Source organism: Alistipes ihumii AP11 (genome assembly GCF_025144665.1).
Lineage (GTDB): Bacteria > Bacteroidota > Bacteroidia > Bacteroidales > Rikenellaceae > Alistipes_A > Alistipes_A ihumii.
Genome location: NZ_CP102294.1, coordinates 2221177 through 2243763 on the forward strand (window position 1 = coordinate 2221177; position 22587 = coordinate 2243763).

General features: G+C 58.4%; 24 protein-coding genes and 1 tRNA gene. 21 read left to right on the forward strand and 4 right to left on the reverse strand.

What is annotated here, in order from left to right; all coding sequences use genetic code 11:
- Window positions 1–92: 92 nt before the first annotated feature.
- The gene (locus NQ491_RS08965) at window positions 93–1187 is read left to right on the forward strand and encodes an LptF/LptG family permease (protein ID WP_019246926.1); all 1095 of its coding nucleotides are present in this window, start codon (window positions 93–95) and stop codon (window positions 1185–1187) included.
- Window positions 1188–1422: 235 nt separating this feature from the next.
- Here the strand turns inward: NQ491_RS08965 and NQ491_RS08970 are convergent, their stop codons facing one another.
- The 4 genes from NQ491_RS08970 to NQ491_RS08985 all read right to left on the reverse strand — a co-directional run bounded on the left by NQ491_RS08970 (window position 1423) and on the right by NQ491_RS08985 (window position 5105).
- Complete coding sequence (locus NQ491_RS08970; RefSeq protein ID WP_147524754.1) at window positions 1423–1980, reverse strand: hypothetical protein; 558 nt, start codon at window positions 1978–1980, stop codon at window positions 1423–1425.
- Between the two features lie 90 nt (window positions 1981–2070).
- Complete coding sequence (locus tag NQ491_RS08975) at window positions 2071–3546, reverse strand: carbon starvation CstA family protein (protein WP_019246928.1); 1476 nt, start codon at window positions 3544–3546, stop codon at window positions 2071–2073.
- 82 nt (window positions 3547–3628) lie between these two features.
- Window positions 3629–4036 carry an OsmC family protein gene (locus tag NQ491_RS08980; protein ID WP_019246929.1) on the reverse strand — a complete coding sequence of 136 codons (408 nt, stop codon included), beginning with the start codon at window positions 4034–4036 and terminating at the stop codon, window positions 3629–3631.
- Window positions 4037–4175: 139 nt separating this feature from the next.
- Complete coding sequence (locus NQ491_RS08985; protein WP_198283040.1) at window positions 4176–5105, reverse strand: hypothetical protein; 930 nt, start codon at window positions 5103–5105, stop codon at window positions 4176–4178.
- Between NQ491_RS08985 and NQ491_RS08990 the strand changes: the two genes are divergently transcribed.
- The 20 genes from NQ491_RS08990 (at window position 5094) to NQ491_RS09085 (ending at window position 22550) form a co-directional block, all read left to right on the forward strand.
- On the forward strand, window positions 5094–5309 hold the full coding sequence (locus tag NQ491_RS08990) for a hypothetical protein (RefSeq protein ID WP_198283041.1): 216 nt from the start codon (window positions 5094–5096) through the stop codon (window positions 5307–5309). The two genes, NQ491_RS08985 and NQ491_RS08990, sit on opposite strands and share 12 nt — an antisense overlap.
- Before the next feature lie 95 nt (window positions 5310–5404).
- Complete coding sequence (gene yihA, locus NQ491_RS08995; protein WP_026089830.1) at window positions 5405–6010, forward strand: ribosome biogenesis GTP-binding protein YihA/YsxC; 606 nt, start codon at window positions 5405–5407, stop codon at window positions 6008–6010.
- A gap of 134 nt (window positions 6011–6144) precedes the next feature.
- The gene (locus NQ491_RS09000) at window positions 6145–7086 is read left to right on the forward strand and encodes a ribose-phosphate diphosphokinase (RefSeq protein WP_019246933.1); all 942 of its coding nucleotides are present in this window, start codon (window positions 6145–6147) and stop codon (window positions 7084–7086) included.
- 33 nt (window positions 7087–7119) lie between these two features.
- A complete protein-coding gene (locus tag NQ491_RS09005; RefSeq protein WP_187119332.1) occupies window positions 7120–7263 on the forward strand; it encodes a hypothetical protein in 144 nt (47 codons plus the stop codon).
- Window positions 7264–7693: 430 nt separating this feature from the next.
- A tRNA-Ser gene (locus tag NQ491_RS09010) sits at window positions 7694–7785 on the forward strand.
- A 335-nt stretch (window positions 7786–8120) separates the two neighbouring features.
- Window positions 8121–8258, forward strand: a complete 138-nt coding sequence (locus NQ491_RS09015; protein ID WP_019246950.1) for a hypothetical protein — start codon at window positions 8121–8123, stop codon at window positions 8256–8258.
- 374 nt (window positions 8259–8632) lie between these two features.
- Window positions 8633–8911: a hypothetical protein gene (locus NQ491_RS09020; RefSeq protein WP_019246949.1), complete on the forward strand. Its 279-nt coding sequence runs from the start codon at window positions 8633–8635 to the stop codon at window positions 8909–8911.
- 549 nt (window positions 8912–9460) lie between these two features.
- Entirely contained in the window at window positions 9461–10021 is a 561-nt protein-coding gene (locus NQ491_RS09025) for an RteC domain-containing protein (protein WP_019246948.1), read from the forward strand.
- A gap of 622 nt (window positions 10022–10643) precedes the next feature.
- Complete coding sequence (locus tag NQ491_RS09030) at window positions 10644–11054, forward strand: type IV pilin protein (protein ID WP_026089831.1); 411 nt, start codon at window positions 10644–10646, stop codon at window positions 11052–11054.
- 97 nt (window positions 11055–11151) lie between these two features.
- Window positions 11152–11634 (forward strand): hypothetical protein, encoded by a 483-nt coding sequence (locus tag NQ491_RS09035; protein ID WP_019246946.1) that lies wholly within the window; start codon window positions 11152–11154, stop codon window positions 11632–11634.
- Complete coding sequence (locus tag NQ491_RS09040) at window positions 11631–13295, forward strand: GspE/PulE family protein (RefSeq protein ID WP_019246945.1); 1665 nt, start codon at window positions 11631–11633, stop codon at window positions 13293–13295. The genes NQ491_RS09035 and NQ491_RS09040 overlap by 4 nt, the downstream gene beginning before the upstream one ends.
- 112 nt (window positions 13296–13407) lie before the next feature.
- A complete protein-coding gene (locus NQ491_RS09045; RefSeq protein WP_019246944.1) occupies window positions 13408–15294 on the forward strand; it encodes a type II secretion system protein GspD in 1887 nt (628 codons plus the stop codon).
- Between the two features lie 95 nt (window positions 15295–15389).
- A complete protein-coding gene (locus NQ491_RS09050) occupies window positions 15390–16403 on the forward strand; it encodes a PilN domain-containing protein (RefSeq protein ID WP_019246943.1) in 1014 nt (337 codons plus the stop codon).
- Window positions 16400–16894, forward strand: coding sequence for a hypothetical protein (locus NQ491_RS09055; protein WP_019246942.1), 495 nt, complete (start codon window positions 16400–16402; stop codon window positions 16892–16894). The genes NQ491_RS09050 and NQ491_RS09055 overlap by 4 nt, the downstream gene beginning before the upstream one ends.
- An 11-nt stretch (window positions 16895–16905) precedes the next feature.
- Window positions 16906–17877 carry a hypothetical protein gene (locus NQ491_RS09060; RefSeq protein ID WP_019246941.1) on the forward strand — a complete coding sequence of 324 codons (972 nt, stop codon included), beginning with the start codon at window positions 16906–16908 and terminating at the stop codon, window positions 17875–17877.
- The gene (locus NQ491_RS09065) at window positions 17874–18335 is read left to right on the forward strand and encodes a hypothetical protein (RefSeq protein ID WP_019246940.1); all 462 of its coding nucleotides are present in this window, start codon (window positions 17874–17876) and stop codon (window positions 18333–18335) included. The genes NQ491_RS09060 and NQ491_RS09065 overlap by 4 nt, the downstream gene beginning before the upstream one ends.
- A gap of 150 nt (window positions 18336–18485) precedes the next feature.
- Entirely contained in the window at window positions 18486–19892 is a 1407-nt protein-coding gene (locus NQ491_RS09070; RefSeq protein ID WP_232423220.1) for a hypothetical protein, read from the forward strand.
- Window positions 19880–20266 carry a hypothetical protein gene (locus NQ491_RS09075; protein ID WP_019246938.1) on the forward strand — a complete coding sequence of 129 codons (387 nt, stop codon included), beginning with the start codon at window positions 19880–19882 and terminating at the stop codon, window positions 20264–20266. The genes NQ491_RS09070 and NQ491_RS09075 overlap by 13 nt, the downstream gene beginning before the upstream one ends.
- A 437-nt stretch (window positions 20267–20703) precedes the next feature.
- Entirely contained in the window at window positions 20704–21204 is a 501-nt protein-coding gene (locus tag NQ491_RS09080; protein WP_232423219.1) for a hypothetical protein, read from the forward strand.
- 266 nt (window positions 21205–21470) lie between these two features.
- Entirely contained in the window at window positions 21471–22550 is a 1080-nt protein-coding gene (locus tag NQ491_RS09085) for a type II secretion system F family protein (RefSeq protein WP_259800658.1), read from the forward strand.
- Window positions 22551–22587 lie beyond the last annotated feature (37 nt).

Here is a 22587-nt window from a genome sequence, read left to right on the forward strand (position 1 = left end):
TGTGTCTATGAGCGGAAAATTTTATTAACTTTGGCCGTCGTCCGGATTCGCGGCAGGGCGCGGGTCGTTTTCCCGGATTTACAGAAAAGAGCATGAAGTTTCCCGGTGTCAAGATCATCGATCGCTACATAATCCGCAAGTTTTTGGGAACATACGTGTTCGCCATCGCGCTGATCATCGTCGTCGTCGTGATTTTCGACGCCGCCGAGAAGATCGACGACTTCATCGAGCTCAAGGCTCCGCTGTCGAAAATCATCCTGCAATATTATTTCAATTTCATCCCGTTCTTTATCAATCAGTTCAGCGGGCTGTTCACGTTCATCGCCGTGATCTTCTTCACCTCGAAGATGGCCTATCAGACCGAGATCATCGCGATTCTGTCGGCCGGCGTCAGCTTCAAGCGGCTGATGTGGCCCTATTTCCTGAGCGCTGCGGCGATCACGCTGCTGAGTCTGGGGCTGAACCTGTACGTGATTCCCGCAGCCAACGGCGAACGGCTCAAGTTCGAGATGAATTACATCAAGCGCATCAAGGGCATCAAGTACGACCAGCATATCTATCGCCAGATCGAGCCCGGCACGTTCATCTATATCCGCAGCTACTCCGACGACAAGCAGGGCGCATCGTATTTCGCGCTCGAGTCTTACGAGGACAACGCGATGGTCTCGTCGCTGGAGGCCGCCAACGTGAAGCTCGATCCCGAGACGGGCCGCTGGACGGCGCCGCGCAGCATTCGCCGGACGTTCGAAGGCGAGAAGGAGACGTTCGACAATACCCAACCTTTGGACACGGTCGTCAACCTGAGCACGACCGAGCTCGGCCGCGTCGAGGAGCTCGTCAAGACGATGAACATACACCAGCTGGGCCGGTTCATCGCTCAGCAGAAGATCAAGGGCTCGGACATGATTTCGCGTTTCGAGGTCGAGCGGCACAACCGTTTCGCCTATCCCGTCTCGACGTTCATTCTGACGATCATCGGCGTGTCGCTTTCGTCGCGGAAGGTGCGGGGAGGAACGGGGCTGCACATCGGTATCGGCATCGTGCTGGCTTTCTCGTTCATTCTGTTCAGCAAGTTTGCCGAGGAATTCGCCAAGGGCGGTCTGCTGCCCCCGTACGTTTCGGTCTGGATTCCGAATTTCATCTACGCGTTCATCGCTTACTATCTTTACAAGAAAGCCCCGAAGTAGCCGGTTCGGAGCCGCGCCGGGGGCCAACCGATCCGTCGGGGAAGTTTCGGCCGTTTCCGGCCGAAAGACGACAGCGAAGTCCGGTAAGAGCCGAGTTGAGGCCCGATGCGGTCCGGCGACGGCCGTTTGGCCGTTCTCGGTTATCCGCTCGGGGCAAGTTTCCGGTTTGCCGGTAGTCGGGCAGGTAATAAAGATTCTTTTCAGGCATGGTCCGTAGCCGACGGGACCGGCTCTGTTATCGGGTTCGCCTGTTCGCAGCCGTGTCGGGACCGGTCGCAGCCTTTTGAGAGGACGCCCGTTCTCCCCGGAAGACGGTCGCGGCATGGGTTTTCGTATCCTGCAGAATCAGCAGGGAATCGGACAGTTCCGAGATGGCGAAAGTTCGGAATTCTTCGCGATACGGTTCGTCCGCTCCGCCGCGGACGAGGGTCCGCGTCACGATGTAGCGTCCGTTTTCGTTCCCGGCCGTCTCCGCCGGGTCGAAACGGCAGGCCGGTTCGTCGAAAAGACGGTAGTCCGAGCGGCTTTCGTGCCTTCCCATGTAGACGAGCGTGACGATCCGTTCCGTCGCCGTGAACCGCATTTCGCAGGAGTAGTCCTTGGGGCCCGGGAATTGTACGATCCACTTTCTTTCCTGCAGACGCTCCGAAACAGAGCTCGGACGATCGGGCCGGCGGCACCCGGTCCATGCGGAACAACATGCGAGCATGAACAGAAGCCCGATCCGGCCGATCGGCTTCGAAAGCGCCTCGCCGTACGGACGAAAACTCGCATGCTTCATTCCGGTTGCCATATCTATTTATATTCCGGTTGTCTTCGTCCGGCATCTGCGGTGGTTTTTTGCGTGCGGCGATGCCAAGGCGCGGCGTTCTTTCGGGTTCCGTCAATCGTTTCCCGGGCACTTCTCCGGCGATCCGGGTTTCCTGTACGGAACGGCGTTTCGTCGCTCGTATCGTCTTTTCCATCTCAGGAACAAACCGAGCACGGCGAGTGTCGCCGCTCCTCCCAGCGCGTAGGAGAGATTCCGGGACAGAGCCAGTCCCTCGCCGGCGATAAAGATATAAGTCGAGCAGACGGCCGTCATGAACAGCGCCGGAATCAGCGTGATCGCATAGAGCTTGCGCTCGCGGACCAGATAGACCGTCAGAGCCCAGAGCGTGAACACGGCCAGCGTCTGATTGCACCATGCGAAGTAGCGCCACAGGACGGCGAAGTCGATCTGCAGGATGACGAAACCCGCGACGAACAGCGGAACGGAGATGGCCAGTCGCTTGAGGATCGGCCGCTGGTCGAGGCGCATGAAATCGGCTACGATCAGCCGGGCCGACCGGAAGGCCGTGTCGCCCGAAGTGATCGGCGCGGCGATCACGCCCAGCACGGCGAGCAGACCGCCCAGCGTGCCGAGCCAATCCCGCGTGATCGAATTGACGATGATCGCGGCGTTGTCGTTGCCCGACGAGGCGGCGAACAGCGCGGTTCCTTCGTCGGTATGGAAAAAGTAGGTAGCCGCGGCCGCCCAGATGAGCGCGACGATCCCTTCCGTGATCATGGCTCCGTAGAAAACCGGACGTCCGTATTTCTCGCTGGTCATGCAGCGGGCCATCATCGGCGACTGCGTCGCATGGAATCCCGAGATCGCCCCGCAGGCGATCGATACGAACATCATGGGGAAGATCGGCAGACCGTCGGGGTGCGTATTGGCCGCGCCGTCGGTCAGTTCGGGCAGGGAAGGATGATGCCAGAAAAGCATGGCGAGTATTCCGACAGCCATGAATATCAGTGCGATGGCGAACAGCGGATAGATCTTGCCGATGATCTTGTCGATCGGCAACAGCGTGGCCAGTACGTAATAGACGAATACGACGGTCGCCCAGAACGCCAGATCGAGGCTGTCCGGCGTCAGCTTGGCGAGCAGGCCGGCCGGTCCGGCCACGAATACGGCGCCGACCAGTACCATCAGCAGCACCGAGAAGACCCGCATGAACTGCTTGAACCGGCTTCCGAGGTATCGGCCGATCGTCTCGGGCAGGCTTTCTCCGTCGTTGCGGAGCGAGATCATGCCCGAGAGAAAATCGTGCACGGCTCCGGCGAAGATACTGCCCAGTACGATCCACAAGTAGGAAGCCGTGCCGAACTTGGCTCCCATGATCGCTCCGAATATGGGACCGAGGCCCGCGATATTCAGGAACTGGATCATGAAGATTTTCCACGCCGGCATCGGAATGTAGTCGACTCCGTCCTGTTTGGTGTAGGCCGGAGTCGCGCGTTTCGGATCGACGCCGAAGACGCGGGAAACGAATTTCCCGTAGATGAAGTAGCCGGCTATGAGCGCGGCCAGTGCGACGGTGAAAGTAATCATAGGCTGACGACAATAACCCGCATGGCCCGGTGCCGTGCGGTTCGGTGATTTTCAGCGACGTGCCGGCGCTGCCGGCACAGGCTTATTCTCCGTAGTGAAAGCGGACCGTTTGCTTGCAGTCGGGGTGCAGCGAGCGGGCTACCGGGCAGGTAGCCGCCGCCCGTTCCAGTACGGTGCGCGCTTTCGGAGCCATCTCTCCCGGAAAACGTATGTCGATTATTATCTCGCCGATACGGCGCGGATCGGCGCTCATTACCTTGGTGATGCTCAGGCGGGTCCCGACTATGTCGACGCCTTGCGTCCGGGCCGCGATGCCCATCAGCGTCATCATGCAGCTGCCCAATGCTGCGGCTACCAGATCGGTCGGCGAGAAAGCCTCGCCCTTTCCGTGATTGTCGGTCGGCGCGTCGGTCAGAATCTTGCTGCCCGACTGCACATGGGTCGCTTCGGTGCGAAGCTCGCCCAGATAGATGGTTTCTACGGTTGCCATGCTTGTTCCGTTTTTTCTTGGGGATGCCGGTTTCTCCGAGACTGCGGTTCCGGGCGGAAATGCTTTGCGCCGGAACGCTCGATTTCCGGATTACGCGTGCTCCCGATGACAAAGATAGCGCAACTTTGCTTTTTTCGTGTCATGAACCGGCCTTTAAATTGCATGCGCATGCAAAAAAATCGGTCGGTCGATTTTGCCTCGGCCCCGTGCCGGCCCGCTTGCCGGAGCCGGAGAACGCGGGTCGCGGAATCTTCCGGCGGGCCGATCCGGATCGTGCGTCCGGAAACGGCGCTGCTTCGGCCGTGATCGGATTTGGATATTCGTTTGATTTTCGTGACCTTACCGTCGGGTGCGGAGCGGTTTCCGAAACGAAGACGAGGTCCGCCGGTCCGGGATCGTTCGTTTTGCGGCGCTCGGCGAACGGTCCGGCGGCTTTTCTCTCCGAGGCGGCACGTCCTGTCGCGGAACGGTTCCGAAAAACTAAAAAACGGTCGCCATGCAGAAAAAAACTTTTGTGCTTTTCCTGTCGTCGTTCGCGTTGCAATTCCTTTCCGCCGGCGAACCTTTCATGTTCGTAAAAAGGGTGGAAAACAATATCGATCGGTGCAATTTGGAGAATATCCTGCCGGACGGGTCCGTCGAGGTGCTGTACAATCTGGGAAGCAAGTCGGATCTGGAACGATTGTTTTTCGACCGTTTCAATGCGCCGGTGGAATTTTTCTTCAGGCCGAATCCCGGCATGAACGATCCCCGAGATGTAGCCGGTCTGCGAATCTTGAAAGATACGGCGGACAACTCGTATCGGCTCGAAGTCAAGCGAATCGCGAATCTTAAGGAAGTAGACGACGAGTTGGACAAAGAGTATCCCTATGTCTGTTTCAGAGCCGAGGATGTAACTCCAGAGCTGCCTTACAGCGAGATACGTCGCCATATAGAGCACAACGACAGCATGGATACGAAGCGGCGGCAGGAAAGAATGAAGCGTTACCGGGTCGAGACGAAATCTTTCCGCATCGGTCAGCAACTGGCCGACGCGCTGTACAATCGGATAACCGACATGATCGAGCATTTCGACAGTCGGTACGAAGGGCGCTATGCGGCCTATTCGGTCACGTTCCGTTGCGTAGTCGGAAACGAGGTTTGGACTCTCTTTTTCCGCGATGTGCCGCAGGGCGAGACGCTCGCGCTTTCCGATCTGTGCATGCGGATGCTCCGCGACGCCAAGACGGACGATTGGGCCGAGGCGGAATATCTGAATCTGTTGAGCCGTTGAACCGGCGCTTTCCGGTCGGGGGAGGCGGCGGCGCGTTCCCGGTCCGCGTTTCGGTTTTCGCCGAAAATTTGCGACCTTTGCCGAAAACCTTTCCGATGAACGTCACTTCCGCGATTTTTACCGTCAGCAGCAGCTCGCTCGGCCAGTGTCCCTCGGACGGACTGCCCGAATTCGCCTTCATCGGGCGCTCGAACGTCGGCAAGTCGTCGCTCATCAACATGCTGACCGACTCCCCCTCGCTGGCCAAGGTGTCGTCGACACCGGGGAAGACGCGGCTCGTCAACCATTTTTTGGTCAACGGAAGCTGGTATCTGGTCGATCTGCCGGGATACGGCTATGCCCGCGTATCGAAAAGCCAGCGGGGCGAATTCTCGAAGCTGATTACCGACTACGTGCTCCGGCGCGAGCAAATGGTTTTCCTGTTCGTGCTGCTCGACTCGCGTCACGAGCCGCAGAAGATCGACCTGCGTTTCATCGAGATGCTCGGCCGCGCGGGCGTTCCGTTCGGACTGGTTTTCACCAAGACCGACAAGCTTTCTGCCGACCGGCTCGCGTCGAACGTGGCGCGCTACCGACGGGTGCTGCTCGAGTCTTGGGAGGAACTGCCTCCGGTTTTTCTGACGTCGTCCGAGAAAAAAAGGGGCCGTGCGGAAATTCTCGATTTTATCGACCGCTGCCTGCGGCCGGCCTCGGACCGGTAGGCGTCGGAGTGCCGGAGAAAGCGCTGCTGCGGTCCGTGTCCTTGCCGCATTTTTGTGAATAAAATGACGATTCGTCCCTTATTTTCGCTAAATTTGAAGTACATTTGCATCCAAATGAATCAACCCTTCTGATCATGGCCATTCACAAACTCAAGATCTTCTCCTGCCGGAGCTCGCGCTATCTGGCCGAGAAGATCGCAGCCAATTTCGGCGTAAATCTCGGTAACTCACAGGTCTTGGAGTTCAGCGACGGAGAGTTTCAGCCTGCCTACGACGAAAGTATCCGCGGGTGCACCGTCTTTATCGTACAGTCGACTTTCCCGCCTGCGGACAATCTGATGGAGCTGCTGTTGATGATCGATGCGGCCCACCGTGCGTCGGCTCACCGGGTGATTGCCGTCATGCCCTATTTCGGATGGGCCCGTCAGGACCGTAAGGACCGGCCCCGCGTCTCGATAGGAGCCAAGCTGGTGGCCAATCTGCTGCGAGCGGCGGGCGTCGACCGGATCATGACGATGGATTTGCACGCCGATCAGATTCAAGGGTTTTTCGACATTCCGGTCGATCATTTGTATGCGAGCGGCATTTTCGTTCCCTATATGAAGAATCTGCAGATGGAGAATCTGTCGATCGCCGCGCCCGACATGGGCGGAGCCAAGCGTGCCCATGCCTATTCGCAGCACCTGAACGCTCCGATGATTATCAGCCACAAGCAGCGAGAGAAAGCCAACGTCGTGGGCAAGATCACGGCGATCGGCGATGTGGAGGACCGCAATATCATCATCATGGACGACATGATCGACACGGCGGGCACGATCACCAAGGCCGCCGATATGTTCATGGAGATGGGCGCGCGAAGCGTCCGCGCTGCCGTGACTCATCCCGTGCTTTCGGGTCCGGCTTACGACCGGATCAACAAGAGCGCGCTGTCGGAAGTGATCGTGACCGATACCATACCGCTGAAGCAAAGCGAGGACCTGTCGAAATTCACCGTACTTTCGGTAGCCGACTTGTTTGCCGATGTGATCGAGCGCGTGCACGATTACAAGGAGATCAGCTCGAAATTCATCTTCTGAGACGAGCTTTCGGCACGAGTTTGACAAACCGGTATGAAATTCAAGCAAAAAGGCGCCGAAAGCGCTTTTTTGCTTAATATGACCGTTCGTACGCAAGAATGCCCGGTTCCCCTCTCCGAATATGGCGATGGGACTCCCGGCTTCAGAGAGCGTCGGGAATTCTCTTTGCTCGGATAATTGCCTTTGTCGGATGTGCGCGGCGGGGAGGGTGGGGCTGTTGCCCGGATTTCATTTCGACCCGTTTCCCGTTTGCGTGAGCTGCCGTATTCGATTTCGGATGAAATTTGGTGCGCTTCCCCTGTCCGGGCGTATGATCCGGCTGAGCCGCACCGCGTGCTATGCCGCCGATATTTCCGGGAGGTGGCGCTGCGACCGTTTCCGTATTTGTGGACGGAGTGTTTTTGGAACGATTGACGGGGCTGTTCGCGTACGGTATATTCGGCAAGAGCCGTTCTTTATTATGTTTTCCGGTGCGAATCTCTTGCGGGAAAGCTGTGACATGTTGCTCCAAGGCATTATTTTCATTGATTTTTAGCCCGGAAATTTGGTCGTTTACAAACTTTGACCTACTTTTGCGTTCGGTTATTTCGGAAGAAAGCCGAAGCCCGGAGAGGTGGGTGAGTGGCTGAAACCAGTAGTTTGCTAAACTGCCGAGCTGGGCAACTGGCTCCACGGGTTCGAATCCCGTCCTCTCCGCCACGTTGAAAGCCAAGAGGCGACAACGATAGGTCAAATCCTGCAGGATCAAATACTTGCAGGATTTTTTCTTTTTTGGGGTATCGTCAAAACCAGCGCGAAAAAGGCTCTGAAACAGGTAGCAGAGTATCCAAATCGTTACCTGAAGACCTTACACCCGATCAGGTAACGATTTGTCCGGAATTGTCTTATTTGCAGTCGAATATGGCTAAGAGGATCTGTCGAGACGAAAAACGGGGTCAGTAATTTTGTAAACATTATAATTCCCTTTTTGTATGGACAAATAAACCGGTCTTCTTTCCATTAGATAGAACGATCCGGAATAGGATATCGAACGTATGTTGGAATATTATCATCGTAAGGGCTATTCCGACAGTTGGATCAATCAACGACTGCAATCTATCGAGATTCGCAAGGAACTGACCGACGAATGGGAACGGCGCGTCGTTAAAAAGGCCGGAAATATGCCGTTTTAACCGGTATCATCACGCTGACGGCACCGTTCGTCATGGCCGTATGGGGGGTGTATCGGGATTGAAACATCTTCGGTCTAAAAAGTAACGATACACAAAATATAAATCCTTTCTCTCGGGAGGAGATATAAATCAGGGGATAGAATTGCAAACTCTATCCCCTGATTTATGTTACAGGCCGAATCCGCGTTTTACTTTCGGTCCGGGTTTATGATTTTCTCCAGTAACGTTCGGCTTTAGCGAATCCGATCTACTTTCTTTTATCGTAATACGCCGGTAGCCCGATTTTTGTTTTGCCGGAGCAACGAGATCGATTTTTCGCAGACCGAGGGTCTGTAGCGGCTGCCCGTTCTTGCTGGTACGACCCGGACCGGGAAATGTGGAAGGATCCGGTCTTTCTCGCCTCCTACCGGGTCCGCATCCGTTTCCATACGGACGGCACGGCCGAAGAGTACGAGGTTGAGTTCACGACGATTCGCGGCTGTTATCGTTTCGATTCTCGGCGCGGGATGATGACATGGGAAAATGGCGAGCACTGTGTCGTTTCGCTGATGCCCTCGTATATGACGGAGGTCATTTATGAGCCGGTAGCGTGGAAACACGCCTGCGAGGAGACGTATAAGTTCGTATACGCACGTTTGTCCGTTATGAATTGAGCCGACCTCGGATAAAAACGGATCGAAACCGGGTTACGCAGACTTCGTTTATAAAAGCGGTTCTCGTGCAGTCTGTGCTTTTCCCCTTTCATACGTTAAGGCTTTCGTTGTCCGGGGGCGCGGGGACCGGCCGTTCGGTTTTGGCTTCGACTCGGAACAGACTGAAAATTTCCGGTTTGTCGGAGTGGTAAGTTTCTTATTAATAAATTATTATGTCTTGCGCCTTTTTGTGCCGCATCATCTTTTGGCATCAGTTCCGAGGCGGTTTTCCGGTCGATTTTTCCGGTTTTTTTACAGAGCCAGCAGTTCGGCTTCTTTCGTCCGTGTACTGCCGGCAATCTGTTCCTCCAAAGAAGGCTTGGGGCCGTTTGGTACGTTTGGGCGTAACGGTCGGCTTAAAATATGCAATGCGCTACGATATGAAAGTTCCGTAAAATGGCCGATCGGAAGATTGGCTTTCTTTTTATATGTGTAGTATATTATTCAGTAGATTCGATATACGAATCCTTATAACGCTCACCCGTAAGTCTAACCATAAATCCCAATCTTATGAAAAACACCCAAACTTTTTCCAACAAAATGGTCGACCTGACCGGTATGCAGGATTACGAACGAATTACGGCTGAGTTCAACCGCTTGACAAAAGACTATTATGCGAAGGAAAAGAATCCCGTTCAGCGGTTCCGCACTTTGCGCCAAATACGGATCAGACTTGCGTCGGCTAAAAAGGTTTACGAGGTGGCCGGTAAAGAGAGCGAGTATATTATCCGCTTGTTGAAAAACGAAGAGGAGATTGTTTTGATGTTCGCATCCCAGGCGAAAGATTCGGATCTTTCGCCGACCGAAAACAGAGCTTTACGTCTGAACTGGTCGGGCAAACAGATCGATTTGGTCGAGATCGTCTACGGTCTTTATGTCGGCCGGTGTATCAACGGAGGACGATGCGGCATTCAGGAGATTGCAGCCGTTTTCGAGCGATTGTTCGGTGTCAGATTGCCGCATATCTACAACCGACTGTTGGCTATCCGAAACCGTAAAAACGGACGGACCCCGTTTTTGAAATGGCTCAGCGAGCAGATCGAGCGGGATGCCGACCAGAAAGACGAATAAGTAAGTGACCCGTAATCGCCAAACAGAGGACAGGAGGCCCATCCTAGGCCCCTTGTCCTTCGTTTTGCAGCAAGGTCATCGTGCAAACGAATTCGCAGGAAAGAGAGAGTCCGTTGAATTCGGACCCACTGGGAGCGACTGCAGGAAAAGCCGTTCGTACCGCGAGCTTGCTTTTGTCCGCTCCCCTCATAGGTAAAGATTGAAGTACCAACGGACCGGAGGCAGTTAACGCCTTCCGTTTGAATATTCTGATATTTAAATTTTTCAATGTTACTCGGGTTTTCTCGGCGATTTGTTCTTTCGTGTTCGTTTTGGAATGATGGATCTGATTGTAGCTTTGATTAAAGAACGGCCCGATTTTTCATTTTTCGGTCCGATTTTTCCGCAAAACGAATGCAAACCGCTTGAAAAAGCTTTAGAACCGTGTGCGGTGAGATAAAATATGAAGTTCCTCTATGGGCTTTGCAATTTTTATTGTATTCACGATTAGATTTTTATCGAATATTTCGTCATAAAAAACAGGGTAGTTACCATATACTTATCAAATCGATTCGTTTTCGTTTCCGACCTTCGTACAGCAATCGCCCGACAACTATTATTCTACTGATTCAAACTTAGGATTATGACACGAATCGTTTCCCGACGTCTTCCCGCTTTTTCTCTGCCGGAGTTACTCGTTGTTTTGGTCATTATCGGGATTCTGGTACTGATCGCGCTGCCGAACCTGATGCCGCTCATCTCGCGGGCCAAGAGCACCGAAGCCCAGCAGCAGCTCGTTTTTCTGCACACGCTCGAGAAGAACAACTTCTACACCTACTCGAAGTATTCCGCCTCGCTCGAGGAGCTGGGCTTCGAGCAGCAGCCTCTGGTCACCGAGGGCGGTCATGCCAACTACCGCATCGAGATCGTCGAGGCTTCGGAGCGGGGATTCCGGGCTACGGCGACGGCCGTGGTGGATTTCGACGGCGACGGCGAGTACAATGTCTGGGAGATCGATCAGGACAAAAACCTGAAAGAGACCGTCAAAGACTGACCGGCAAACCGAACACGCAAACCTTTTTATAATCGGAGATCGGAGCAGCCGGTCCCGATCCCGGTCCCGATCGAATCCCATTACATTTTAACGAACGATGTGGCCACAAGCTCTATATCTGCTCCCGGTCGTTCCGGCCCTCTCGCTGGCCGTGTCGGATTTCCGGCATCGGAGTATTCAGGCTTACGGGCTTGCCGCATTCGCTTCATGCGTATTGTCTACCGCTGTACTCATGTTGCCGGCACGGACGATACTGTACAATATGCTGACGAACGTATTGCTGCTGGGATGGATGTTCGGCGGCGTGTGGGTATATCTCCGCTTACGTTACCAGCGACAAGCAAATCTCTTTCGACAATACATCGGTTCGGGAGACGTGTGGTTCCTCTTGCTGCTGACCCCTCTTTTCGCTTTGCCGGTCTATGTCGTGCTGCTTCTGTGCGGCTTCGCCTGCGGATTGCTCTACGGGACCTTCGTGCGGATCTTTTTCCGGAAAGAGACGACGATTCCGCTGGTTACGTTTCTAAGCCTGCCGCTGACCGCTTATATGTCGTACCGCTTTTACCTTTCGCTGCCATGACCCTTCCCGAGCGCATACCGACCGAAATCGTGCAGTTGTTCGCTTCCGTCGAGGCGTGGAATTACCGGCTCGTGCCTTACGCGCGTAAGGATGGGGCCGTATTGTGCGCAGGGGAACGGGGACGCGACTACGCTTCCGTGTCACAGGAGATCGAGGTGCTGTCCGGATTCCGGGTACAGATCGAGCCGGTCGGGCCGGACGAGCTCTCCCTGCTGCTGAATCGCTACTACCGCCGGGAGGAGACTCGCCCGATATCGGGGCGGACGGCCGACTTGAGCCGCATCGGCAGCGGACAGGGCTTTCTTACGGACCTGATCGGCGAAGCATTCGACGAATATGCGAGCGACATCCATTTCGAGCCCTACGAGGAGCGCTGTCGCATCCGCCTGCGCATCGACGGCAAGCTCGTCGAGAAGTACGTGCTCGACCGGAGCGGTTACGCCTCGATCGTCAACCAAATCAAGATCATGGCGAACATGGATATTTCGGAGCGCCGCCTGCCGCAGGACGGGCGCATCCTCTACCACCGGGGCGATCGCAAGTTCGACCTGCGCGTCTCGTCGCTTCCGACGATTTACGGAGAGAAAGTCGTGCTGCGCCTGCTGACGCGCCATGCCGAGTTGCTGGAGCTCTCGAACCTCGGTTTCTCGGAGCGGCAGCTCGCCGACTACGAGTCGGCCATCGCGCGCCCGCACGGCATGGCGCTAATCACCGGACCTACCGGTTCGGGCAAGAGCACGACGCTCTATGCGACGCTCCGGCGGCTGAACCGCGAGTCGGGCAACATCCTTACGATCGAGGACCCGGTCGAATACACGCTCGAGGGAGTGAACCAGGTACAGCTCAAAGAGGAGATCGGCCTGACCTTCGGCGCTGCGCTGCGCACCTTTCTGCGTCAGGACCCGGACATCATCATGCTCGGCGAGATCCGCGACGCCGATACGGCGGCGATGGCGATCCGCAGCTCGCTGACGGGCCATCTCGTGTTCTCGACGATCCATACGAACAGCGCATGGGGCAGCGTCTCGCGGCTGCGGGACATGGGCGTGCATCCGTACCTGCTCTCCGGCACGCTGATCCTTTGCGCCGCGCAGCGGCTCGTCCGCCTGCTGTGTCCCGACTGTAAAAAGGAGGCGATGCTGACCGAGCCGGAATACGAACAAATATACGGTCAGCCGAGGTACTCCGATAGAAAGGGCACGGGAGAACGGATCTCGGAAGCCGCAGCCCCGGGCGACGATGCGGACGCGAACCGGACGGAGCCTTTCCCGCCGGCTGGCCCGCGCGACGGCGCAGGCCGTATACCCGCTTCGGGGAGAACCGGACCGCAGCCGGCCGGGAAAGCGGCCCGCAACGACTCCGGCCATCCGTCGCCCCCGACCGGCTCCGCATCATGCGGAACGGGGGATGCGCCTGCCCGGACGCACTTCCGTCCCGTCGGCTGCGAGCGATGTTACTACACGGGCTACCGGGGCCGCCGGGCGATCTACGAGGTGATCCCGATCGACGACGAGCTCGCCGAGGCCGTTCGCGAGAGCCGTCCCGATATCGCCCCGCTGCTCAAGAAACGTGGCATCACCACGCTGAAAGACTCGGCCCTCGATCTGTTCCTTTCCGGGCAGACGTCACTCGAGGAGGTACTGCCGCTGCTCAGGGAGTGAATACGGATCACGCATCGATAATCCATACGCCGCTCATACTCCGAATCGCCTAAACGAACGACCCGACACTACCTATTTTATTCGATACGACCTGCCCAATAACCCGCAACCTATGAAGAACCTATACCTCTTTTCGATTCTGCTGGTCTGGACGCTGTGTCTTCCTGCCGCCGTGTCGGCGCAGTCCGACGGCACGGAGCGTATCGCCGCGATCCGCGCCCGGCTCGACACGCTGACCCGGCGCGACGAAGCCTACCTCGGCGAGGTGGATCTGTCGGTGGGCGAGGCTCCGCTCTCCGAGCTGCTGCGCTCGGTGGCCCAAGTGGGCGGTGTGAACCTGAGCGTGCGCGACGGGGCGAACCTGACGGTGAGCTGCAACTTCACGCGGGCCCGCATCGACGAGCTGTTGCTGTTTCTGTGCGAGCAGTACGGACTGGACGTGCAGGTCATCGGGAATATCGTCTCCGTATTCCCGTACAAAGCGCCTGTCGCTCCGCCGCCCGAACCGTCGGTGCGGTTCGACCGCTCCGACTCGACGCTCAGCTACGACCTGATCGCCGTGCCGCTGCGCGAGGTAGCCCGGCGCATTACCGACAGCACGGGCGTGAACCTGATCGTTCCGCAGACGCTGTACGAACGGCCCGTATCGGGCTACATCGCGGCGATGCCTTTCGCCGAAGCGCTCGGCTCGCTGGCCGAGATCAACAAGCTGGAGGTTACCCCCGTCAAGGGCAGCGGAGCATGGGCATTCTCCGAGCCGCCTTCCGAGACCGGAGGCTCGCCCGCTCCCGCCTCGAACTATGTCCGTCGCCGGCAGTTCGCAGCCTCTCAGCTTTCGGTGGACAGTACGGGGCGAATCACGGCGATGATCGACCGGGGCAACATATACGACATCATACTCGATGTCTGCGAGCAGTTGAAACTCGACTATTTCTTTATCACGCCCGTCAATGCGCAGACGAGCATCTACCTGAAAAACACCGACGCGAAAACGCTGTTCGACCTGCTGCTCACGGGCACGGCCTACACCTACTACGAGGAGGGAGGCGTCTATATGTTCGGCGAGGCGAAACGCGAGGGCCTGTTCTCGACGCGCATCGTCCCGATGCATTACCGCACGGTGGACAAGCTCGCGGAAGCGATCCCCGACAACCTGAAAAAGGGGGTGCAAACGGCCGCTTTCGGCGATCTGAACAGCATGATCCTGAGCGGCGATCAGCGACAGGTAGCCCGCATCGAGCAGTTCCTGCGCTCGATCGACCGCACCGTGCCGCTCATCACGATCGAGGTGATGATCGTCGACGCCTCGAAGGACGTGCTGCTGGAAGCGGGTCTCGGCCTCGGATTGGGTACGGAGCCGACGCAGACGAGCGGTACGCTCTCCCCGGGTCTCGACATGACGCTCGGGGCGGGAGCCGTCAACAGTCTGGCAAATAAGATAGGTCTTGTAAAGCTCGGAAAGGTGACGCCGAACTTTTATGCCAGCCTGAAGGCGATGGAGCAGGACGGCACGATCGAGCTGCGCTCGACGCCCCGGCTCTCGACGCTCAACGGCCGCGAGGCGGTGCTCACCAGCGGGGAGATGCAGTATTACAAGGAGACGAACAATACTTACATGGGTACGCAGAACCCCGTGCAGTCGACCTCTTACGTCTGGAAAAGCGTCGAGGCGAACATGACCCTTTCGATCACGCCCTATGTGAGCGAGGACGGCCATATCACGATGACGATCGACCTGTCGCAAAGCGAGTTCACCGACCGTACCGAAAAGGAGGCTCCGCCGGGGACTACCACGCGCAGTTTCCGTTCGATGGTGCGCGTGAAAAACGAGGAGACGGTGCTGCTGGGCGGCATCGACCGGCAGTCGCGCGAGAAAAGCTCGCAGGGACTGCCTTTCATCGCCCGCGTGCCGGTGCTCAAATGGATCTTCGGCACGCACAAGAACAACAAACAGGAACGCCGGCTGAACGTATTCATCAAACCGACCGTGGTCGAATAGAAATGAAAAACAACCCCTCGTCAAATCGCCCGACCGCAGGTCTCTGTCCCGGAAACCCCGACCGGAACGAACGCCTTGGGAAAGCATACTGAATCATGAAAAGAAAACTTTTGCAACGACTCGTCGGTCCTTCGACCGTGCTCTGCATCCGCTTCGGGGAGGCGGACCGCTACGCGATGCGCCTGTTCGTACTCGGTCTCGATCGAAGCGGTCTCCGAATCCTGCGGGAGTGCGCCGATCCCGACGCCGATGCGCTGAAAAAGGAGTGCTCGGGCCGTCCCGTCCTGATTTCGGTCTCCGGGTACGGAATCGTCACGAAGCCGACCGAAGATACGGCGATCGTCGAAAAGGTGACCTCGGATCCCGAAACGTTCGCATGGAGCTTTTCGGACGAAAAGGAGGATTCAGGGAGTATCAGCTTCGTTCGCCGCGAGCAAGTCGAACCGCTCGGGCAACGGCTCGCGGCGAACGGCATTCCTTCCATAAATATTCGCTACGAGCGGGTGGCGGCAGATCCCGAGCAAGAGGCCCTGCGGCAAGCGGAACGTTTTTATCGCGATACGTTGAAATGGCGCACGCTTCTGCGCCCTACACCCGAAGGCCGCATGGTCGCTAAAGCGGCGGAACGCCGCCTGCGGCTGCCCGTGCTGGGCCTGATGCTGCTTCTGCTCGTAGTCAATACGTTTGCTTCCGGTTCGCTTCAAGAGCGTCGCGCACAGCAGCGGAGCGTGCTTTCCGCCCGGGAAAAGAGGCAGGACACATCGCAGGCCCGCTCCGAGCAGCGGCGAGCGGCCGTAGCGGAGTTTTCGCGCAGGCTGCCGTACCGTCATGCCCTGTTGCTGGACCGGGTAGCCTCTCACGTACCGCCCGCCGTAACGTTGAGCGTTTTGGCTGTACAACCTATAAGCAAAGCATTGGAGGATGGCCGTGACCCGGTATTCCTTATCGAGACACTTTCGATCCGGGGCGTAACGAACGATGCGTCGACCGTATCGGAACTGATGACCGGATTACGCTCCGAACCGCCGCTGCACGAAGCTCGGCTCGAAGGCTTGGAGCAAAACCGCGAAAGCGGTGCGACTGAATTCAAGATAACCGTCGCCTTATGAACCGGATCGGCAAATACGAAGGAGTCGTGCGTCTGGTCCTGCTGCTGGTCGTGCTGCCTGCGGCCGTGTACCGGTTATCGTTGGGGCGTACGGTCGCGCTGTGGGGTGAAGTGCGCAGGACGGAACGAATGCTCGCGGAGGCGGAGGCCGCACCTGTACAACCGGATGCGTCTGTCGTCATGCTCGATACGGTGGAACTGATCGCCGGGGGCGGCCTGCTCGAGCTGTTGGAGCGCCTTGACCCGGATAGCTCCGTCCGAATCGTCAGCTACACGCCTTATCTGACCCGCAAGGGTGACGACTTCACGCTGTGCACGGCCGAGATCGTGCTTTCGGGAGGCTTCGCTCCGCTACTGCGGACCCTCGACGCGACGGAGCGGGAACTCTCCGGCTGCCGTTTGCTTTCTTCGGAGTTCAAAACGATCCGCCGGGGACGGCAGACCTCGCTGCTGTTGACCCTCGTTGTCCAGCAACTGACCGATAAACCGTAAACCCTTGTGATATGAAATCCGATCCGACAAACCGTTCCCTCCGGCCGTTTCGGCCCGACGCCCGTCGGTCCGACCGCAAAACGCCGATCCGGACAGAAAGGCTCTCCGCAGACTTTCCGGCAGGCGGGGCCGATACGTGCGAGTCCGAATCCCGTTCGACGTCCGGGACGATCCCGATCCGTCGAACGGGCTCCGCCGACCTGTTCCGGACGGCCTGCGCGCTTTTGTTTTTGCTGCCGTTGCTTTCGGGCTGCGACGACATTTTCGAGCAGGATATCGACCGGGCCCGGATCGAAGTGGTCGCACCGAAGCACGACGCGCATATCGAAGCCGGCGAGGTGACTTTTCTCTGGCGGCCCCTCTCGGGAGCCCGTAACTACCGGCTCACGGTCGTCTCGCCGAGCTTCGCCCGTGCTTCGCGCGTATGGGCCGACACGACATTGCGCGCCGATTCCCTCCATGCGGCCGACCGCTTCTCGCTGACGCTCGACGAAGGGGACTATCAGTGGAGCCTGCAGGCTTTCAACGGCGTTTACCGAAGCGAGGAGAGCGTCTATTCGCTGAGGGTCGATCCCGCTGCGGCGGACGAGTCGCAATCGCTTTCCGATCCGCAAGAACCCGCAGAGGAAGGGGACGATATGCATGAGGCGTTCGCAGTCCCGGGCAGGGAAGGTCTTTCCGGCAGCGATGGGCTCGCCATGCCGAATCCCTCGACTGAATCTGCGGGGGGCGTCGGACCTGAGCGTCCGAACGGTCCGGAGAACCGATTCGAGTCCTGCCGTGGCAGGAATGGGATGCTTTCGATCACGTATCGCGCGCCACGGCAGACTATTTCAGGTATCGCGTTCGGGCCGGCCGAAAGACGATTGCCGACGGAGAGCGACGGCGGGTTGCGGCCTGCCGGTCCGACATGGGCACTCCGCTCCGATATGCTATCGGCGAAAAAACGCTTTTCAGGTCACGAAACTCTTTCCGAGCCATGAAATCCCGTCCGCTGACATACCTGTTACTCGTCGTAGCGCTCGGTATCTGGGGCGTCGTGGCGTGGAAGCTCTTTTTCTCCGGGCCGAAACCTGCGGCTTCCGATCCGGCTGCCGTGCCCGTTGCCCGGAACAATCCCCGTGCGGACATCGATACGCTGCGACTCGACTATCCCGATCCGTTCCTGCGTGCGGTTGCGACGAGACCTTCCGTCCCGGCATCCACGTCGGCCAAAGCGCCCGTGCGGTCGAAAGCGAAGAACGAACGTCCTGCCGCCAAGCTCGCCTGTACGGGCCGTATCCGTAAGGAAGGAACCGACCGTTATCTGATCTCGATCGATGGTCGGAACCATCTGCTGCGGCAGGGCGAGTCGGCCGGAGGCTTCAGACTGCATGCGGTCGGAGCCGATTCGCTATGGCTCGCGGCGGACGGTCGGAAATACGGATTGAAAATTCCCTGAGCTGTGAACTGCCCGGATTCCGATACAAAGAATATGGAGCCGGAATACGGCTCCCGGTTTCGCAGACCGATGAATACTCGGACTCGTTCCGTACTCCGAACTCCGATATCTCGACTGTTCTGTTTTATAGCTGCTAAGGTAAATAGTACGATGAAAAATACGATGAAAGGAATCGGACCATACTCAGTAAGAATCGACCGTCCGCTGTGCCGAGGGGTTCCGCATGTTTTCCCTCCGGCGGAGAACCCGGAGCCGGATCACGGTCGCAAGGCGGTCGTCCCGAGGCCGAGTCGACCGGCCGGACGGTCTGCTTTCCATTCGGCCTGCCTTCCCGCCGGCGTACTGGCTACGGTGCTGGTCGTCTCGGCATTGATGCTGCTTTCGGTGCTGGGCGTACTCGCGTTGTGGGAGTCCGATTTTCTGTTCTTCTCCCGCGCGGGCTACCTCTCGCGGCAACGGGCGAACGTCGAGTCGGCCTTCGTTCTGTACGCCGCCGACAGCACGCTGACAGCAAGGCTTGACGAGCAGGGCGGCCTGCGGCTTTACGACGGCCAGCCCGACAGTCGGGTGCGGATCGCCGTCCGGCCGTGGGGACTGTACGAGGCCGTGCGCATCGAGGCGGCCGATCCCCGGATCGCCCCGACCCGGCTGTTCGGGTCGGCCGCCCCCTTCGCATGTTCGCCGGGCGAAGAAAGCGGTCTCTGGTATGCGACCGATGCCGCTTCGTTGTCGCTTGCGGGACGCACCTCGCTGCACGGATGCTTGAGGCTTCCCCGCCACGGCGTGCAGTACGGACAAATCCGTTCGATCTTTTTCTGCGGCGAACGGATCGAAGGAGCCCGTACCGCTTATGCCGGCAAGGAGCTTCCGCCGGTCCGAACCGATGCCCGCCGAATGACCGACAGTCTGTTGCGCCTGCTCGAAGCTCCCGGGGCATGGATGCCTACGCCGGACAGTCTGAGCGTCGGATTCGGCGAGACGGAGCCCCGGCTGCTGGATGCCGGGAGCTTCGGACCGGGAGCTCTGATCGAAGGCATGGCCGTGCTGCTGGGAGAGGAGGTGTCCATCGACAGCACCTGCCGTCTGCGCGATGTGCTGGTCGTGGGGCGCACGATCCGCGTGGGAGACGGATTTCGGGGAAGAGCTCAACTATTCGCATCGGACACCGTTCTGATAGGGCAGCGGGTGACGCTCGATTACCCGTCGGGAATGTTCGTCGCGCGGGAGAACCCCGACCGTTATATCGAAATCGGCCCGCACAGCCGCGTCGAGGGCTATGCGATCGTCGACGGGGAAGGTCGACCCGATGTAAAACGCGCGAACTACCGACAGGACCGCACGGCCGTACTGCGGGGACTGCTGTGGACGGACGGCGCGGCGCAGGTGCAAGGTATCGTATCGGGCTGCATGGCGGCGAACCGCCTGGTCTACTACTCTCCCGAAGGGTACTACGAGGACATGCTCTACGATCTGACGCTGCTCGAAAACCTGGCGACGGCCTACCCGCTGTGGGCGGCGACGGCCTACCGGAGAAAGGAGGCGGGATGGGTGCGATAAAACGTCTTCCCGCCGCCTCGCTGCTGGAGGCGGTCGTCGCCTCGGTCGTGCTGCTGATCGTCTTCGCCGCGAGTCTGGAGACCGTCGTCCGGCTAACGGCGGGCCCCTCCGACGGAATCGTCTGCGCCGAAGCCGATTACCGGGCCGCCTGCACGGCGAGCGAAATCCGGCAGGGGGCTTTCTCCGAGGGCAAGACCGAACTCTCCTACGGATGGGGAACGCTCACGGTTCTCATCGAGCCCTACGCTTCCTGTCCAGCCCTATGGCAGGCGACGCTGACGGTGAAAATCGCGGGCGGACGCAAAAGAATGGAATACCGGTATCTGGTCGATCCGGACGGTTTCGACCGAAACACGATCATCGACAATGAATGACTGCAAAACCGCACGAAAGCGACTGACGGGAGGACGCAAAAGAATGGAATACCGGTATCTGGTCGATCCGGACGGTTTCGACCGAAACACGATCATCGATAATGAATGACTGCAAAACCGCACGAAAGCGACTGACGGAAGGACGCGCTGGCTGCCCGAGCCAACTATGGCCGGCCGCGCGCTCTGCGGAACGGGCTCGGACCCGTTGTCCCGGTCGTTCCACGCAGGGCGCTATCCGCCCGGAACGGATTACGGGGCGACGATTGCCATGTGCTGGGCACAGCGAGCAACGTCCTGCTTCGGATAGGCAGGAGGCTTACCGGCAGTGGCAGCCGGACGCTCGCTGTGCTCGTAAGCGGGCAGCTCGAACCGGGCCGGGAAACCGGCCTCGGCTTCGGATCGCGGGGAGCGGACTGTCTGCCTCGACGCTGATCGAAGTGCTGATCCTAATGATCCTCAGCGGCATCGTCTTTCTGTCGGTCATGGAGGGATTCGGGCTGCTACGCCGCTTTCTCGACCGGACCTCGCAGCGGATAGCAGAGCGCACGGAGCAGTATGCCGGCTATTTCCACACGGCCGATCTGGCGGGAGACTCGGACAGCCTGATCTCGGAAGGCGAAAGAACGTTGGCGCTCTATCGCAAAGGAGGGATCCATGCCCGGCTCTCACTGGCCGACTCGGCGCTGATCGTCCGGCAAGACGAACGCTCCGATACGCTGTGGCGGAATGTCGTCCGACTGCGGACCGTTCCCGAATCCGTCCTCGGAGCGCGGATCGATACGATGATCGTCGAGCTGCGGACCGAACAGGATTCCGTACTGAGCATCGGATTCGTGTCCCGCCGTCCGCCCGATCCGCTGCTCAAGAAGCTGAGCGAGCAGGAAGCGAAGTACAGATACGAAGAAAACGAAAACGAATCGAACGAGGAATCGAAATAAAGCGAACACGTTCCCGAAAATGAAGAATCCGAAAATCTTATGCCGCCAACGACCTTCGATCCGCAACACTGCACGAGACATTATCGGCCCCTGCCGGAAAACGACCGAATCGCCTATCGGTATCCGGATTGCCGCCGAGAGCGTTCCGTGTCGACTGCGGCATCGTGCACGTTCCGATACCCGGTTCTGCACCGGAACGCAAGCGAATACGGGATCCCGTACTGTAACAAAGACGAGAATATCCTAAACCGAACGATCGAACTGCCATGAACCCGAACGATTCTTTTGCTTTACCCAAGCACGGAGGCCATCCGCTCAAAGACGCCCGCAAGGAGGCCATATTCGCCGAGCTGCACTCGCTGCTCGGCTCCGGACTCGATTTCAGCCGCTCGTTTTCATTGCTGATCGAGGGAGAGCGGGATGTACAAACAAAAACGCTGCTCAGCAGTCTCTACCGCTCGGTCGTACGCGGCGAGGCATTGGCCCGCGCCTTCGAGCGGAGCGGACGCTTCGCTCCGCTCGACTGCGGAGTGCTGCGCCTCGGCGAGCAGACCGGGCGGCTCGACGAGGCGTTGGCTTTTCTGGCCGATTACTACCGCAAGCGCATTGCGCAACGGCGTATGGTCAGCGGCGCGGTGAGCTATCCGCTGATTATCCTCTTTACGGCAATCGTCGTCGTGATTTTCATGGTGCTGGTGATCGTGCCGATGTTCGAGCAGGTCTACTCGCGCATGGGAGGCGAACTGCCGGCGATGACCCGGTGGATCATCTCGCTGTCGAGAGCTTTCCCGACCTATCTGACCGTCGCGGCGCTCGCGGGTGCGGGAAGCCTGTTGTGGTGGAAGGCCTATGGCGGCCGCCCTTGCGTACAGCGGTTTGCCTGCGGATGGCTGCTGAAGATTCCTATAATGGGCGACACGTTGAAAAAGAGCGTGCAGGCCCGTTTCTGCCGCCTGCTCGGCCTGCTTGCTTCTTCTGGAGTCCCGCTGTTGCAGGGCATCGGGATGCTCGAGGGGATCATTGTGTTTTATCCTTACCGCGTCTCCTTTGCACGGATCGCCCGCGAACTGGAACGGGGAGCTTGCCTGTCGGAGGCGCTGGAGCGCTTCGCGGAGCTCTACGACCGGCGGCTCGTCACGCTGCTGAGGGTGGGAGAGCAGACCGGCCGGCTGCCCGAAATGCTCGTCCGAGAAGGCGACGTACTGACCGGAGAGCTCGAGCACCGCCTCCGCTCGCTGGGGAACTTGCTCGAACCCGTGCTGATCCTGCTGGTCGGCCTGCTCGTGGCCGTCATACTCGTCGCCATGTACCTGCCCATGTTCTGTCTCGGAGGTATCATGGGATAGAACCCGACACAACGCGACATACCTGACACCCAACCGA

Coding starts and splice junctions, on each gene's coding strand:
- NQ491_RS09065 (WP_019246940.1), top strand. CDS start 17,874: ATGAAATCCCGTCCGCTGACATACCTGTTACTCGTCGTAGCGCTCGGT.
- NQ491_RS09000 (WP_019246933.1), top strand. CDS start 6,145: ATGGCCATTCACAAACTCAAGATCTTCTCCTGCCGGAGCTCGCGCTAT.
- NQ491_RS09075 (WP_019246938.1), top strand. CDS start 19,880: ATGGGTGCGATAAAACGTCTTCCCGCCGCCTCGCTGCTGGAGGCGGTC.
- NQ491_RS08985 (WP_198283040.1), bottom strand. CDS start 5,105: ATGCTCGATCATGTCGGTTATCCGATTGTACAGCGCGTCGGCCAGTTG.
- NQ491_RS09060 (WP_019246941.1), top strand. CDS start 16,906: ATGAAATCCGATCCGACAAACCGTTCCCTCCGGCCGTTTCGGCCCGAC.
- NQ491_RS09085 (WP_259800658.1), top strand. CDS start 21,471: ATGAACCCGAACGATTCTTTTGCTTTACCCAAGCACGGAGGCCATCCG.
- NQ491_RS09025 (WP_019246948.1), top strand. CDS start 9,461: ATGAAAAACACCCAAACTTTTTCCAACAAAATGGTCGACCTGACCGGT.
- NQ491_RS09020 (WP_019246949.1), top strand. CDS start 8,633: ATGTGGAAGGATCCGGTCTTTCTCGCCTCCTACCGGGTCCGCATCCGT.
- NQ491_RS09005 (WP_187119332.1), top strand. CDS start 7,120: ATGAAATTCAAGCAAAAAGGCGCCGAAAGCGCTTTTTTGCTTAATATG.
- NQ491_RS09040 (WP_019246945.1), top strand. CDS start 11,631: ATGACCCTTCCCGAGCGCATACCGACCGAAATCGTGCAGTTGTTCGCT.
- NQ491_RS09030 (WP_026089831.1), top strand. CDS start 10,644: ATGACACGAATCGTTTCCCGACGTCTTCCCGCTTTTTCTCTGCCGGAG.
- NQ491_RS09050 (WP_019246943.1), top strand. CDS start 15,390: ATGAAAAGAAAACTTTTGCAACGACTCGTCGGTCCTTCGACCGTGCTC.
- yihA (WP_026089830.1), top strand. CDS start 5,405: ATGAACGTCACTTCCGCGATTTTTACCGTCAGCAGCAGCTCGCTCGGC.
- NQ491_RS08980 (WP_019246929.1), bottom strand. CDS start 4,036: ATGGCAACCGTAGAAACCATCTATCTGGGCGAGCTTCGCACCGAAGCG.
- NQ491_RS08965 (WP_019246926.1), top strand. CDS start 93: ATGAAGTTTCCCGGTGTCAAGATCATCGATCGCTACATAATCCGCAAG.
- NQ491_RS09015 (WP_019246950.1), top strand. CDS start 8,121: ATGTTGGAATATTATCATCGTAAGGGCTATTCCGACAGTTGGATCAAT.
- NQ491_RS08975 (WP_019246928.1), bottom strand. CDS start 3,546: ATGATTACTTTCACCGTCGCACTGGCCGCGCTCATAGCCGGCTACTTC.
- NQ491_RS08970 (WP_147524754.1), bottom strand. CDS start 1,980: ATGGCAACCGGAATGAAGCATGCGAGTTTTCGTCCGTACGGCGAGGCG.
- NQ491_RS09045 (WP_019246944.1), top strand. CDS start 13,408: ATGAAGAACCTATACCTCTTTTCGATTCTGCTGGTCTGGACGCTGTGT.
- NQ491_RS09055 (WP_019246942.1), top strand. CDS start 16,400: ATGAACCGGATCGGCAAATACGAAGGAGTCGTGCGTCTGGTCCTGCTG.
- NQ491_RS08990 (WP_198283041.1), top strand. CDS start 5,094: ATGATCGAGCATTTCGACAGTCGGTACGAAGGGCGCTATGCGGCCTAT.
- NQ491_RS09070 (WP_232423220.1), top strand. CDS start 18,486: ATGAAAAATACGATGAAAGGAATCGGACCATACTCAGTAAGAATCGAC.
- NQ491_RS09035 (WP_019246946.1), top strand. CDS start 11,152: ATGTGGCCACAAGCTCTATATCTGCTCCCGGTCGTTCCGGCCCTCTCG.